Raw genomic sequence first — 12,696 nt, forward strand, 5'->3', positions numbered from 1 at the left:
GGGGCATGTTTTGTTTTTCGACCTGGCTGATTGGTCGGAAGATGATTGATAATAAATATAACAAAAATATGTAATAAAATATGACAAATATGTTGAGTCCGTGAAACGTGGGCCTTATACTGCTAATCAAGAACAAATCCTCAACGTGGAGAACATGCATCGCTTTTGAGGAACAAGGGAGGGATGCGCTCTTTTAGATGAACGAGGGGCAGGAATTCATCGATGTTTCAAATGAATAATGAATAGGGGGAAGGGTGTGCGAATGAAACCAGCATTCATGTGGAAATTATGGTTGCTTTTATGCATCAGCGTTTTTGCCCTTGGGGGATGTGCGGCGTCATCAGCTGTTGATCAAGCAAAAAACGAAAACAAAAAGGATTCGTCTTCGGCTAGTAAAGAAGGCGATACGGTCAAAGTAGGGATTCTCCATTCGCTGAGCGGAACGATGGCCATCAGTGAAGTGTCGCTGCGCGATGCCGAGTTAATGGCCATTGAGGAAATCAATGCATCGGGCGGGCTGCTCGGCAAGAAGATTGAACCGATTGTGGAAGATGGGGCGTCGGACTGGCCGACGTTTGCCGAAAAGGCGAAAAAACTGCTGCAAAAAGATCAAGTGGCCGCCATTTTTGGCGGTTGGACATCGGCGAGCCGCAAGGCGATGCTTCCGGTTGTGGAGCAAAACAACGGGCTGCTTTGGTATCCGGTGCAATACGAAGGGATGGAGTCGTCTCCGAACATCTTTTACACTGGGGCGACGACGAATCAACAAATCGTTCCAGCGGTCAGCTGGCTCCTGAAAAACCGCGGCAAGACGTTTTTCTTGCTTGGATCGGATTACGTCTTTCCGCGGACAGCGAACAAAATCATCAAGGCCCAGTTGAAGGCCGAAGGTGGGCAAGTGGTCGGGGAAGAATATACGCCGCTCGGCCATACCGATTATAGCACCATTATCAGCAAAATCAAACAAGTGAAACCGGCTGTCGTCTTCAATACGCTCAACGGCGATAGCAATGTTGCCTTTTTCAAACAGTTGAAAGACGCTGGCATCACACCGAAAGACGTGACGGTGATGTCCGTCAGTATCGCGGAAGAAGAAATACGCGGGATCGGGCCGGATGTGTTGGCCGGTCATTTGGCTGTGTGGAACTATTTTCAGACGACCGATACACCGGAGAATAAGGCATTTGTACAAAAGTATAAAGAAAAGTATGGACAAGACCGCGTGACGGCTGACCCGATTGAAGCGGCGTATACTGCGGTTCATTTATGGGCCGAAGCAGTGAAAAAAGCCGGTTCCTTTGATGTGGATCAAGTGAAAAAAGCGGCGGCCGGCCTTGAATACAAGGCGCCGGAAGGAACAGTGAAAATTGACGGGGAAACGCAGCATCTATGGAAAACGGTGCGCATTGGCGAAATCCAAGCGGACGGACAATTCAAAGAGTTATGGAATTCCGGCCAGCCGGTGAAGCCGGATCCGTATTTAAAGAGCTACCCATGGGCGAAAGGATTAAGTGAATAGTTCACTTGGAAGGAAGGGATTTCCTTCCTTCTCGCCCAGCGGACATGAGAGGGGGACGGCGATGTTTATTGACCAATTATTCAACGGGCTGAGCGTCGGTTCGATTTTGCTTTTGATCGCCATTGGGTTGGCGATCACCTTTGGATTGATGGGCGTCATCAATATGGCGCACGGTGAACTGATGATGGTCGGAGCGTACACAACCTACGTCATTCAACAAATCTTTGCCCATCATGCACCGCAATCAGCGGGGATGTACTTTGTCATTGCCATTCCGTCGTCGTTTCTCATCGCTGCCTTGCTTGGGTGGGGGTTGGAAAAAAGCTTGATCCGCCATTTGTACCACCGCCCGCTGGACAGTTTGTTGGCGACATGGGGGATCAGTTTGATTTTGCAACAGACGGCCCGCCTCATCTTTGGGGCGCCCAACGTGGCGGTTGTGCCGCCAAGCTGGCTGGATGGCGGAATCCGCTTGTTTGGGGCGGTGTTTCCGTATAAACGGTTGTTTATTCTTTGCCTTGTGTTGGCGATCGTTTTCTTTCTCTATATGTATTTAATGAAAACACGAGCTGGCCGACGCATTCAAGCCGTCACCATGAACCGGTCGATGGCAGCCTGCCTCGGCATTGCCACGCAGAAAGTTGATGCATACTCGTTTGCGATCGGTTCAGGGTTGGCGGGGGTGGCGGGATGCGCGTTGACCTTGCTTGGGCCGATCGGGCCGACGATCGGCACATACTATATTGTCGATGCGTTTATGGTCGTCATTTTAGGGGGAGTGGGAAAACTGGCCGGGACGCTGCTGGGGGCATTTGGCATTGGTTTGATTTCGACGTTCGTCGAATATTCCACAAGCGCCACCATCGCCAAAGTCATTGTGTTCGTTCTCATTATTGCGTTCTTGCAATGGAAACCGTCCGGTCTTCTTAGCTTGAGGACGCGGTCGCTCGATTGAGGGGAGGAAGCATCGTGAACAAACGTTGGGGATACTGGCTGTTTTTCGTTGCTTTGTTTTTGGCGCCATTTTATTTAACGGAGTTTCGCCTGTCTTTGCTTGGCAAATTTCTTTGCTTTGCCATCGTGGCGGTCGGCATTTCTCTCATTTGGGGCTATACCGGCATTTTGAGCCTCGGCCATGGGGTGTACTTCGGGTTAGGCGCTTATTGCATGGCGATGTATTTGAAGCTCGAAGCTTCGCGAGGGCATTTGCCTGATTTTATGGAATGGAGCGGCGTGCGCGAACTGCCGTGGTTTTGGAAGCCGTTTGCGCATCCTATGGTGGCCATCGCCGCCGCGATCGCTCTTCCTACGCTGCTCGCTGCGCTATTAAGCTATTTCACGTTTAAAAATCGGATTAAAGGTGTCTATTTTTCTCTCCTTTCCCAGGCGGTTGTTGTCGTGTTTGTTACGCTGTTTATCGGCAAGCAAGAATGGACGGGTGGAACGAACGGCTTGACCAATTTTTCGACCGTGTTCGGCTTTTCGTTATCATCGCCGCTTACGCAAATTGTGTTGTATTGGCTGACAGCAGCTGTTCTTGCCCTCATTTTCGTTATGACGCGCCGTCTAACGACTGGTCGGCTAGGAAAAGTGCTCATTGCCATTCGCGACGCTGAAAATCGGGTTCGTTTTTTAGGGTTTAATCCGACCGTCTATAAAGTGTTTGTGTATAGTTTGTCAGCCGCCTTTGCCGGGGTGGCTGGGGCGTTGTTTGTCCTGCAAGTCGGGCTCATTTCCCCGGAGATGATGGGGATTATTCCTTCAATCGAAATGGTGCTGTGGGCTGCTGTCGGCGGACGCCACTCGCTCATGGGCGCGATTATGGGCGCGATCGTCATGAACACGGCGAAAAGCTTTTTAAGCGAAAATTATCCGGATCTATGGCTGCTTTTGTTAGGCGCCTTGTTTGTCGTTGTTGTGCTGTTTGTTCCGAAAGGATTGGCGGGCATTTATGAATCGCTCGTTGCCGTTCGCATCAAAGCAAAAAGGGGGCATGAACGTGAAGCCCGTGTTGATGTGTCGTGACGTCGTCGTTGACTTCGATGGATTTCGTGCTTTGCAAGGTGTTGATCTCGCGGTTTACCCTCATGAAGTGCGGTTTTTGATCGGCCCGAACGGAGCGGGGAAAACGACGCTGCTCGATGTCATTTGCGGACGGACGAGAGCGACGGACGGCCGAGTGCTGTTTTTCTCCCATGACATCACGAAACGGCCCGAATATGAAATTGTGCAAATGGGGATCGCCCGGAAGTTTCAAAGCCCTTCCATTTTTCCATTTTTGACGGTATGGGAAAATATGGAGTTGGCCATGCGACAAGACCGGCGTCTGCGTTCCGTTTTGCGGGCGAAGTTGACTGGAGAAGAGAAAGAAATGATGGCAGCACAGCTAGAGAAAATTGGATTGCTCGATGAACGTCATCGCTTAGCGGGCACCCTGTCTCATGGCCAAAAGCAGTGGTTGGAAATTGGCATGCAGCTCATTCAGCGCCCGCAACTTCTCTTATTGGATGAGCCGATTGCCGGCATGAGCGCGGCGGAACGGGAGCGCACGGGGGAATGGCTGCACGAAATCGCCAAACATTGTGCGGTGATCATTGTGGAGCATGATATGGACTTTGTCCGCCGTTATTCGAAGCAAGTGACGGTCATGCATGAAGGAAAAGTATTGTGCGAAGGCTCGATTGATGAGGTGCAGCAAAACGAACAAGTCATCGATGTGTATCTTGGAAGGAGGAAAAACGCGTGTTATGCCTCCGGAATGTAACCGCTGGCTATGACGAAAGCGTTGTGCTCGATCAAGTTCGCATGGACATTCCTCTCAGCCGGGTGACGGCGGTGTTGGGCAGAAACGGAGTCGGCAAAACGACGTTGATGAAAACGATCATCGGGTTGATTCGCCCGATGTCAGGCGTGATCGAATGGGAAGGAGAAGATATCACGCGATGGCCGCCGGAGCGTCGGGCGCGGGCAGGGATCGGCTATGTGCCGCAAGGGAGGGAAATTTTCTCCGCGCTGACAGTGGAAGAAAATATCCTTCTCGGGTTGGAAGCACAGGCCGAGAACGTCCGTCCTCAGCCGATCCTTGAGGAAATGTATGCATTATTTCCAGTCCTAAAAGAGATGCGCCAGCGAAAAGGAGGGGATTTAAGCGGCGGACAGCAGCAACAGCTGGCCATTGCCCGCGCGTTGGCCGGCCGGCCGAAACTGCTCTTGCTTGATGAACCGATGGAAGGCATTCAGCCATCGATCGTTGAGTTGATTCATGATGCGATTATGAAAATCGCCGAAGAAAAACAGGTTGGCATCGTATTGGTCGAACATAACGTGGAGCTGGCGTTTTCTTGTGCCGATCGTTTCTATATTTTGGATCGCGGCACTGTCGTGGCGAAGGGGGATGTCGATGGGGCTGATTTGACTTATATTCAATCATTTCTTGCTGTTTAAGCCACAGGCCGCGGGTTAGCGATGAGAGATTTCTTGAACCTGCGAGTATAGGTGGGAGCATTCAAGAGGGGGAGAGATGAGTGAAACTGACTCCGCGCGAACAGGAAAAGCTGTTGATCGTCGTGGCCGCCGATTTGGCGCGCCGCCGGAAAGAACGAGGATTGAAACTGAATTATCCGGAAGCGGTGGCGCTCATTACGTATGAACTGATGGAAGGAGCCCGCGACGGGCGGACGGTGGCGGAGTTGATGCAATACGGCGCGACGATTTTGACACGCGATGATGTGATGGAAGGCGTCGCTGACATGATCGACGAGATTCAAGTCGAGGCGACGTTTCCGGACGGCACGAAACTCGTCACGGTCCACCAGCCGATCCGGTCGTAATAGCGCCGGCCGATTCCGATGAAGGTGGATAAAGGAGTGATCTTATGATCCCAGGAGAATACCGATTGCGCGACGAACCGATTGTGTGCAACCGGCAAAAGCCGGTTACGAAGCTGACGGTTGTAAACCGCGGCGACCGCCCGGTGCAGGTTGGTTCCCATTTTCACTTTTTTGAAGTCAATTCGTTTCTCGAATTTGACCGACAGGCCGCATACGGAAAACATTTGAACATCCCAGCCGGGACAGCGGTTCGTTTTGAGCCCGGAGATGCGAAGCAAGTGGAGCTTGTCCCGTTCTCCGGCAAGCGCCGGGTGTACGGATTAAACAATATGGTCAACGGTCCGCTTGATGACAACGGGAAGGAGGGAGCAAGAGAATGAGTTTTTCCATGTCAAGACGGCAATACGCGGATATGTTTGGGCCGACGACTGGGGACTGCATCCGGTTGGCGGATACGGACTTATGGGTTGAAATTGAGCATGACTATACCGTTTACGGCGATGAAGTGAAATTCGGCGGTGGGAAGGTGATTCGCGACGGGATGGGGCAACATCCGCTTGCAACCCGCGACGAAGCGGTCGATTTAGTGCTGACGAATGCCGTCATCGTTGATTACACCGGCATTTACAAAGCCGATATCGGGATCAAAGATGGAAACATCGCCGCCATCGGCAAGGCTGGGAATCCGCTGTTAATGGATGGCGTCAATATTGTCATCGGCGCCTCAACGGAAGTGATCGCGGCGGAAGGAAAAATCGTGACCGCTGGAGGAGTGGATGCCCATATCCATTTCATTTGCCCGCAGCAAATCGAAACCGCCCTGTCATCCGGCATTACGACGATGATCGGCGGCGGGACCGGGCCGGCGACCGGAACGAATGCCACGACGTGCACGCCGGGAGAGTGGAATATTTACCGGATGCTTGAAGCCGCCGAAGCGTTCCCGATGAATATCGGTTTTTTAGGAAAAGGCAACGCATCGGCGAAAGAGCCGATCGCTGAGCAAGTCCGCGCCGGAGCGATTGGACTCAAACTTCATGAAGACTGGGGAACGACGGCAGCAGCGATTGATGCGTGCTTGCGAGTGGCGGATGAGTACGATGTGCAAGTCGCCATTCATACCGATACATTGAATGAAGGCGGGTTTGTCGAGCATACACTGAAGGCCATTAACGGGCGCGTCATTCATACATACCATACGGAAGGAGCCGGAGGGGGGCATGCGCCCGATATTATGAAAGTCGCCAGCTTCCCGAACATTTTGCCTTCTTCCACGAATCCGACGCGGCCGTATACGAAAAACACGCTTGATGAGCATTTAGATATGTTAATGGTGTGCCATCATTTAGATCCGTCCGTTCCGGAAGACATTGCCTTTGCCGATTCGCGCATCCGCAAAGAAACGATCGCGGCAGAAGACATTTTGCACGACATCGGCGCCTTCAGCATGATCAGTTCCGACTCGCAAGCGATGGGACGGGTCGGTGAAGTCATTTTACGTACGTGGCAAACGGCCGACAAAATGAAAAAACAGTTTGGCCGCTTGCCGGAGGAAACGGGGCGAGGCGATAATGTCCGCGTCAAACGGTACGTAGCCAAATATACGATCAACCCGGCTATCACTCATGGCATCGCGAAGTATGTCGGGTCAGTCGAAGTCGGAAAATTCGCAGATTTGGTCGTTTGGCATCCCGCTTTTTTCGGGGTCAAGCCTGAGCTCGTCATCAAAGGCGGGATGATCGCCTACAGCGTGATGGGCGACCCGAACGCCAGCATTCCGACGCCGCAGCCCGCTCTGTACCGCCCGATGTTCGCCAACTATGGCGCCGCCGTCGCGAAAACGTCCATTACGTTTTTGTCCAAAGCGGCGTTCGAACGCGGCGTCCCTGACAAACTGCGATTGCACAAAATCGTCAAACCGGTTGGAAACATTCGTTCGTTAACGAAACACGATATGGTGTTCAACAACGCCATGCCTCAAATCGATGTCGATCCGCAAACGTATGAAGTGAAGGTCGACGGGCGGCTCATCACGTGCGAACCGGCTGAAGTTGTGGCCATGGCGCAACGATATTTTCTGTTTTGAGGTGATGATGATGATTGTAGAAACGGTTATCGGCAACATTCGAGCTCTTTCTTCTCTCCCCCCGCACATCGAACGGGTGTACATGCCAAGCGATGATTTAGTAAAACGAATTCAGCGGGTGGTGACCGACCATGGGAGGGAGATTGGCATTCGCTTGAAAGAAGCGAAAGAATTGGTAGACGGAGATGTGTTATGGATGGATGAGCATAATGCCATTGTCGTATCCGTTCTTCCCGATGATTTGCTTGTCATCCAGCCTGTTTCCATGAAACAAATGGGGGAGATTGCTCATCAGCTCGGCAACCGCCACTTGCCCGCCCAATTCGAGGAAGGGGAAATGCTCGTCCAATACGACTATTTAGTCGAAGAGCTGCTCCAGCAACTCGGCATCCCGTACAAGAGGGAAAAACGGAAAGTAAAACAAGCGTTCCGCCATATCGGGCATCGCCATGACTGACCAACAGTTGTTGTGGCTGCTGCAGCTCTCCGATTCGAATTTTCCGTCTGGAGCATTTTCCCATTCCTTTGGGTTTGAAACATACATGTACAATGAACAAATTTGCGATGCCAAAACGTTTGGCGATGTGCTTGTCGCTTATATTCAGACCCAGCTGACGTATACGGATGGATTGGCGTGCCGGATCGCCTATGAGCAGTTGGAAGTCGACCGTATGGAAGGACTGCGGCGGCTGAACGACACGCTGTTTGCTCTCTGCTTGGCGAAGGAAACGCGAGAAGGAACGAGAATGATTGGGGGGCGCTTATGGAAACTGTGCCGCGACATTTACGGAGTCGATGAATTGGATGAGATCGTGCAAACGACGCGGTCCATTCATCCGGCCATTGTGTTTGCGGCGGTTGGCCGCAAAATCGGAGCAGTCAAACAAACGACGGTGCTGACGTATTTGTTTGCTTCCGTACAAACGATGGTGCAAAACGCGGTCCGCGGCATCCCCCTCGGCCAGACGGACGGACAAAAGCTTCTTGTCATGGTGCAGCCATATTTGATTCATGCCGCGAGCATCATCGAGACACTCGACGAAGAGGAGCTCGGGGCGGCAGCCGTCGGCTTGGAAATCGCGCAAATGCAGCATGAACGTCTTCCTGTTCGATTGTTTATGTCGTAAATCTTGTTTGACGTGGAACGAAAGAAGGACAGAGAAGGGAGAATCCAGAATGGAACCGGTACGAATCGGCATCGGCGGCCCGGTCGGCGCCGGCAAAACGATGCTTGTCGAGAAGCTGACGCGGGCGATGCATCGCCGCTTTAGCATCGCGGTCATTACGAATGATATTTATACAAAAGAAGATGCCCAATTTTTAATCAAACATAGCGTCTTGCCGGAAGATCGGATTATCGGCGTCGAAACGGGCGGGTGCCCGCATACGGCCATTCGCGAAGACGCATCAATGAATTTTGCGGCCATTGATGAACTGAAACGGCGCCATCCAGATGTGGAACTCATTTTGATCGAGAGCGGCGGCGATAACTTGGCGGCGACCTTCAGCCCGGAGTTGGTCGATTTCTCCATTTATGTCATCGACGTCGCCCAAGGGGAGAAAATTCCGCGCAAAGGCGGACAGGGGATGATTAAGTCGGATTTGCTCGTGATCAACAAAATCGATCTTGCCCCTTACGTCGGCGCCAGTCTGGAAGTGATGGAACGGGACGCCAAAGCAGCGCGAGGGGCGAAGCCGGTCATTTTTACAAATTTAAAAGAAGAGATTGGTCTTTTTGACGTTGTGGATTGGATCGAAAAACAGGTGCTGCTGGCAGGGCTGGAAGAATGAGCTGGACGGGGCGTTTGCGATGTACAGCGGTCGTGAAAAACGGCCGCACCGTCATTTTGGACAACTATAGTGAAGGGGCGCTGAAACTGATGCGTCCTGTTTACCTCGACCCGGCTCATCCGACGTTATATCTTGTCCACGTGGGCGGCGGGTATGTCGATGGGGATTCATATGATATGGAAATCTTCCTCGAGCCCAGCGCCCGGTTGATGGTGACGACCCAGTCGGCGGCGAAAATCTACAAAACTCCTTCAACGCCTGTAAGGCAGTATACACGATTGTCACTTGGGGAGCAAAGCGTACTTGAATATTTCCCCGACCCGACGATCGCCTATGAGCATGCGCGCTTTTATCAAGAAACGACGGTGTACATCACGCCAAGCTCCACGTTCGTTTATGGCGAAATCATCACACCTGGATGGTCGGAAAGCGGCGAGCTGTTCCGCTATGATTGGATTCGCTCGAAACTGAAGGTGTATCAAGACGAGGTGCTCGTTCTGTTTGATCATCTGTACTTGGACTCGCGGCAGCACTTAACGAGCATGCTGCAGCTCGGCGGCTACACGCATGTCGGATCATTCGTGGCTCTTTCTCCGTTTATCACAAAGGAAGTGTTAGAACAGTTCAACCAATTCATGGAAGAGATGCCGCAAGAGGTTCGCTGCGGTTTTTCAGCGGCGGCCGTTCCAGGCTTTTCTGTACGTATATTGGCGTATGAAACATCGGTCATCGAAGCGATATTCCAACGCGTCCAACAGTTCATTCGCCAACAATGCGGTGAGAAAGCGCCAGTCTGTTGGAGGAAATATTGACAAGGGAAAGGAAGAAGACAATGGGAACGATATGGCCTGTGCTCTTGTTTGGATTGCTGCTTGGAATGAAACATGCGACGGAACCGGATCATGTCATTGCCGTTTCGACCATTGCCAGCCGGACGAAAAAACTGTCCCTTTCATCGCTGGCCGGCATGTTTTGGGGAATTGGCCATACGTTGACGCTGCTCGTTGTTGGGATGGCGATGATCGCCTTTGAGCGGCAAATTCCTGAACAGATTGCTTCTTATCTCGAAATGGGCGTCGGCATCATGATCGTTATTCTAGGAATGGCTAGTTTCCGTTCGACAATGAGGCTGGATCATCATCACCAAGGCGATATTCATCATTTACATGTGAAATCGACATTGATCGGCATCGTCCATGGTTTAGCCGGCAGCGCCGGAATGGTGTTGTTGACGATGACGACGGTCAAAGGAACTTGGATGGCGCTTGCTTTTATTTTGATTTTTGGCCTAGGAACGGTCATCGGCATGATGCTGTTCACGACGTTTCTCGGGATTCCGTTTGTTTGGATGAAAGCGAAACAGCAAGTCATGAATCAATGGATCGTGAAAACCGTCTCCCTCATCAGCATCGCCTATGGGGTCTATTACATGTATCATATCGCCGCCGAAATTTGACGCTCCTCGCGGCTGGCGTCATAGGTGGAGGGTTGTTCAAAACAAAGAAGCACCGGTCTTGGGAGAAGGCCGGTGCTTCTTTTTCGATGCGGCGTCATCATCACCTCGTGTCACACCAGTGGTTTGACCAGCAACAACTCATCTCGAATAGGAATGCCGTCAGGACTTGTTTTCGGAATGCTTGGCTTGATTCGCCGCGCCTTGTCGACAGCGTTCGGAAAGACATTCACAATTTGGTAGCCGCGCTTTTGGTAGAAACGAAGCGCATGCAAGTTGTCGTTGGTGGTGATCAGTTGAACAGCCGTGCACCTTTGTTGTCTCGCCCATGTCTCCGCCTCATGCAAAAGGGTGCTGCCGATGCCGCGGTTTTCCATTATGCTGTCTAGCGAGATGATCTCGCATTCGTTTCCGCGAATCACAAACGTAATGAGCCCGATGATCCGCTGTCCATTCTCGACAGCCGCAAATCCATCTAGTTCGCTGCAGTTATAGATGCCGGTCGAGACAACCATTTGCGGGCTTCCCCAATGGTCGTTGAAAAATTGGTTGACGATGGCGCGGTCCAACTGTTTGGTTGGAACGATGTTCAAGGCGCTCCTCCTCCTTTTATCTTAATTAGGCGAGAAGACTCCCACTTCAACGAAGCGAAGCGGAGTAAGTGGGAGATGAATCGCCTTAACTATATTTTGCTGAAAATAGGATAGATTCAGTAAAATATAGTATAATATAGTTAGATGGGAGGTGAAAAAATGTATTTTTGTATCAAACAACAGCTAAATGGTTTGACCAAAGAAGAATACTTGACTCTTCGAGAACTGTGCCATATTGCCAAGAACATGTACAACGTCGGATTGTACAATGTCAGACAATACTATTTTGAACACAAGGAATTTCTTAATTATGAGAAAAACTATCATCTTGCAAAAACTAACGAAAACTATAAGCTGTTAAACAGCAACATGGCACAGCAAATTTTAAAAAAGGTCAATGAAGCCTTTAAATCTTTCTTTGGTTTGATCAGTCTTGCCAAACAAGGAAAATATGACCACAAGGCTATCAGTATTCCAAAATATCTTAAAAAAGATGGCTTTCATTCACTGATCATTGGCCAGATTCGTATAGACGGCAACAAATTCACGATACCGTATTCTCGCCTATTTAAAAAGACTCACAAGCCTATCACGATAACGATTCCGCCTGTGTTACTGGACAAAAAGATTAAGCAGATTGAAATCATTCCTAAGCATCATGCCAGGTTCTTTGAGATTCAGTACAAATATGAAATGCCTGAAGATCAAAGAGAATTAAATGACCAAAAAGCACTGGCAATTGATTTAGGATTAAACAATGTTGCCACTTGTGTCACATCAGACGGCAGATCATTCATCATTGATGGGCGGAGATTAAAAAGTATAAATCAATGGTTTAACAAAGAAAATGCCAGACTTCAAAGCATAAAAGATAAGCAAAAAATCAAAGGCACCACTCGTAAACAGGCTTTGCTTGCTATGAATCGCAATAATAAAGTGAATGATTATATCAACAAGACTTGCCGTTACATCATTAACTACTGTATTGAAAATCAAATTGGCAAACTTGTCATTGGCTATGCGGAAACATGGCAACGCAATATGAATCTAGGAAAAAAGACAAATCAAAACTTTGTCAATATTCCTCTCGGTAACATAAAAGAAAAACTAGAATATCTTTGTGAATTTTACGGCATTGAATTCTTGAAACAGGAAGAATCCTATACGTCTCAAGCCAGCTTTTTTGACGGCGATGAGATTCCTGAATATAATGCCGACAATCCAAAAGAATATAAGTTCAGCGGCAAACGTATTAAGCGCGGCTTGTATCGAACAAAGTCTGGCAAACTAATTAATGCTGATGTCAATGGCGCATTAAACATCTTAAAGAAAAGTAAAGCTGTAGACCTGAGTGTCTTATGCTCTAGCGGCGAAGTGGACACGCCTCAAAGAATAAGGATTGCTTGAAGCAGTCAAACTTCTTT

15 protein-coding genes are annotated in these 12,696 nt (G+C 50.1%); 14 read left to right on the forward strand and 1 reads right to left on the reverse strand.

The annotated features are described in order from the left end of the window. Positions 1 to 262: 262 nt before the first annotated feature. From urtA to CD000_RS05855, 13 genes are all read left to right on the forward strand, one after another. On the forward strand, positions 263 to 1,519 hold the full coding sequence (gene urtA / locus CD000_RS05795; protein WP_096225133.1) for an urea ABC transporter substrate-binding protein: 1,257 nt from the start codon (positions 263 to 265) through the stop codon (positions 1,517 to 1,519). Between the two features lie 61 nt (positions 1,520 to 1,580). Beyond that, entirely contained in the window at positions 1,581 to 2,474 is an 894-nt protein-coding gene (gene urtB / locus CD000_RS05800) for an urea ABC transporter permease subunit UrtB (protein ID WP_096225135.1), read from the forward strand. An 11-nt stretch (positions 2,475 to 2,485) separates the two neighbouring features. Beyond that, positions 2,486 to 3,544: an urea ABC transporter permease subunit UrtC gene (urtC, locus tag CD000_RS05805; protein WP_096226243.1), complete on the forward strand. Its 1,059-nt coding sequence runs from the start codon at positions 2,486 to 2,488 to the stop codon at positions 3,542 to 3,544. Then, positions 3,519 to 4,283, forward strand: a complete 765-nt coding sequence (gene urtD / locus CD000_RS05810) for an urea ABC transporter ATP-binding protein UrtD (protein ID WP_062898664.1) — start codon at positions 3,519 to 3,521, stop codon at positions 4,281 to 4,283. Before urtC ends, urtD begins: the two co-directional genes overlap by 26 nt. Next, entirely contained in the window at positions 4,262 to 4,963 is a 702-nt protein-coding gene (urtE, locus tag CD000_RS05815) for an urea ABC transporter ATP-binding subunit UrtE (RefSeq protein WP_096225137.1), read from the forward strand. The genes urtD and urtE overlap by 22 nt, the downstream gene beginning before the upstream one ends. An 80-nt stretch (positions 4,964 to 5,043) precedes the next feature. Continuing rightward, positions 5,044 to 5,349: an urease subunit gamma gene (gene ureA / locus CD000_RS05820; RefSeq protein ID WP_020755308.1), complete on the forward strand. Its 306-nt coding sequence runs from the start codon at positions 5,044 to 5,046 to the stop codon at positions 5,347 to 5,349. A 44-nt stretch (positions 5,350 to 5,393) separates the two neighbouring features. Next, positions 5,394 to 5,729 (forward strand): urease subunit beta, encoded by a 336-nt coding sequence (locus CD000_RS05825; protein WP_096225138.1) that lies wholly within the window; start codon positions 5,394 to 5,396, stop codon positions 5,727 to 5,729. Continuing rightward, positions 5,726 to 7,435: an urease subunit alpha gene (gene ureC / locus CD000_RS05830; RefSeq protein WP_096225139.1), complete on the forward strand. Its 1,710-nt coding sequence runs from the start codon at positions 5,726 to 5,728 to the stop codon at positions 7,433 to 7,435. The genes CD000_RS05825 and ureC overlap by 4 nt, the downstream gene beginning before the upstream one ends. Before the next feature lie 10 nt (positions 7,436 to 7,445). Further along, positions 7,446 to 7,892, forward strand: coding sequence for an urease accessory protein UreE (gene ureE, locus CD000_RS05835; RefSeq protein ID WP_020960052.1), 447 nt, complete (start codon positions 7,446 to 7,448; stop codon positions 7,890 to 7,892). Further along, the gene (locus CD000_RS05840) at positions 7,885 to 8,562 is read left to right on the forward strand and encodes an urease accessory protein UreF (protein ID WP_096225141.1); all 678 of its coding nucleotides are present in this window, start codon (positions 7,885 to 7,887) and stop codon (positions 8,560 to 8,562) included. Before ureE ends, CD000_RS05840 begins: the two co-directional genes overlap by 8 nt. Before the next feature lie 49 nt (positions 8,563 to 8,611). After that, on the forward strand, positions 8,612 to 9,226 hold the full coding sequence (gene ureG, locus CD000_RS05845) for an urease accessory protein UreG (protein WP_011231413.1): 615 nt from the start codon (positions 8,612 to 8,614) through the stop codon (positions 9,224 to 9,226). After that, complete coding sequence (locus CD000_RS05850) at positions 9,223 to 10,038, forward strand: urease accessory protein UreD (protein ID WP_096225143.1); 816 nt, start codon at positions 9,223 to 9,225, stop codon at positions 10,036 to 10,038. The genes ureG and CD000_RS05850 overlap by 4 nt, the downstream gene beginning before the upstream one ends. A 20-nt stretch (positions 10,039 to 10,058) precedes the next feature. After that, positions 10,059 to 10,682: an urease accessory protein UreH gene (locus tag CD000_RS05855; RefSeq protein WP_050367337.1), complete on the forward strand. Its 624-nt coding sequence runs from the start codon at positions 10,059 to 10,061 to the stop codon at positions 10,680 to 10,682. 110 nt (positions 10,683 to 10,792) lie between these two features. Here the strand turns inward: CD000_RS05855 and CD000_RS05860 are convergent, their stop codons facing one another. Continuing rightward, positions 10,793 to 11,272, reverse strand: coding sequence for a GNAT family N-acetyltransferase (locus CD000_RS05860; protein ID WP_096225145.1), 480 nt, complete (start codon positions 11,270 to 11,272; stop codon positions 10,793 to 10,795). 159 nt (positions 11,273 to 11,431) lie between these two features. Between CD000_RS05860 and CD000_RS05865 the strand changes: the two genes are divergently transcribed. Beyond that, entirely contained in the window at positions 11,432 to 12,679 is a 1,248-nt protein-coding gene (locus CD000_RS05865) for an RNA-guided endonuclease InsQ/TnpB family protein (RefSeq protein WP_096225147.1), read from the forward strand. The last annotated feature ends 17 nt before the right edge of the window (positions 12,680 to 12,696 follow it).

This window comes from Geobacillus sp. FJAT-46040 (assembly GCF_002335725.1).
GTDB lineage: Bacteria > Bacillota > Bacilli > Bacillales > Anoxybacillaceae > Geobacillus > Geobacillus thermoleovorans.

What these genes read in the sequence shown, in the direction of transcription:
- CD000_RS05825 (WP_096225138.1), top strand. Translation starts at nt 5,394, where the DNA reads ATGATCCCAGGAGAATACCGATTGCGCGACGAACCGATTGTGTGCAAC.
- ureC (WP_096225139.1), top strand. Translation starts at nt 5,726, where the DNA reads ATGAGTTTTTCCATGTCAAGACGGCAATACGCGGATATGTTTGGGCCG.
- CD000_RS05850 (WP_096225143.1), top strand. Translation starts at nt 9,223, where the DNA reads ATGAGCTGGACGGGGCGTTTGCGATGTACAGCGGTCGTGAAAAACGGC.
- ureG (WP_011231413.1), top strand. Translation starts at nt 8,612, where the DNA reads ATGGAACCGGTACGAATCGGCATCGGCGGCCCGGTCGGCGCCGGCAAA.
- ureE (WP_020960052.1), top strand. Translation starts at nt 7,446, where the DNA reads ATGATTGTAGAAACGGTTATCGGCAACATTCGAGCTCTTTCTTCTCTC.
- CD000_RS05865 (WP_096225147.1), top strand. Translation starts at nt 11,432, where the DNA reads ATGTATTTTTGTATCAAACAACAGCTAAATGGTTTGACCAAAGAAGAA.
- CD000_RS05840 (WP_096225141.1), top strand. Translation starts at nt 7,885, where the DNA reads ATGACTGACCAACAGTTGTTGTGGCTGCTGCAGCTCTCCGATTCGAAT.
- urtA (WP_096225133.1), top strand. Translation starts at nt 263, where the DNA reads ATGAAACCAGCATTCATGTGGAAATTATGGTTGCTTTTATGCATCAGC.
- CD000_RS05855 (WP_050367337.1), top strand. Translation starts at nt 10,059, where the DNA reads ATGGGAACGATATGGCCTGTGCTCTTGTTTGGATTGCTGCTTGGAATG.
- urtB (WP_096225135.1), top strand. Translation starts at nt 1,581, where the DNA reads ATGTTTATTGACCAATTATTCAACGGGCTGAGCGTCGGTTCGATTTTG.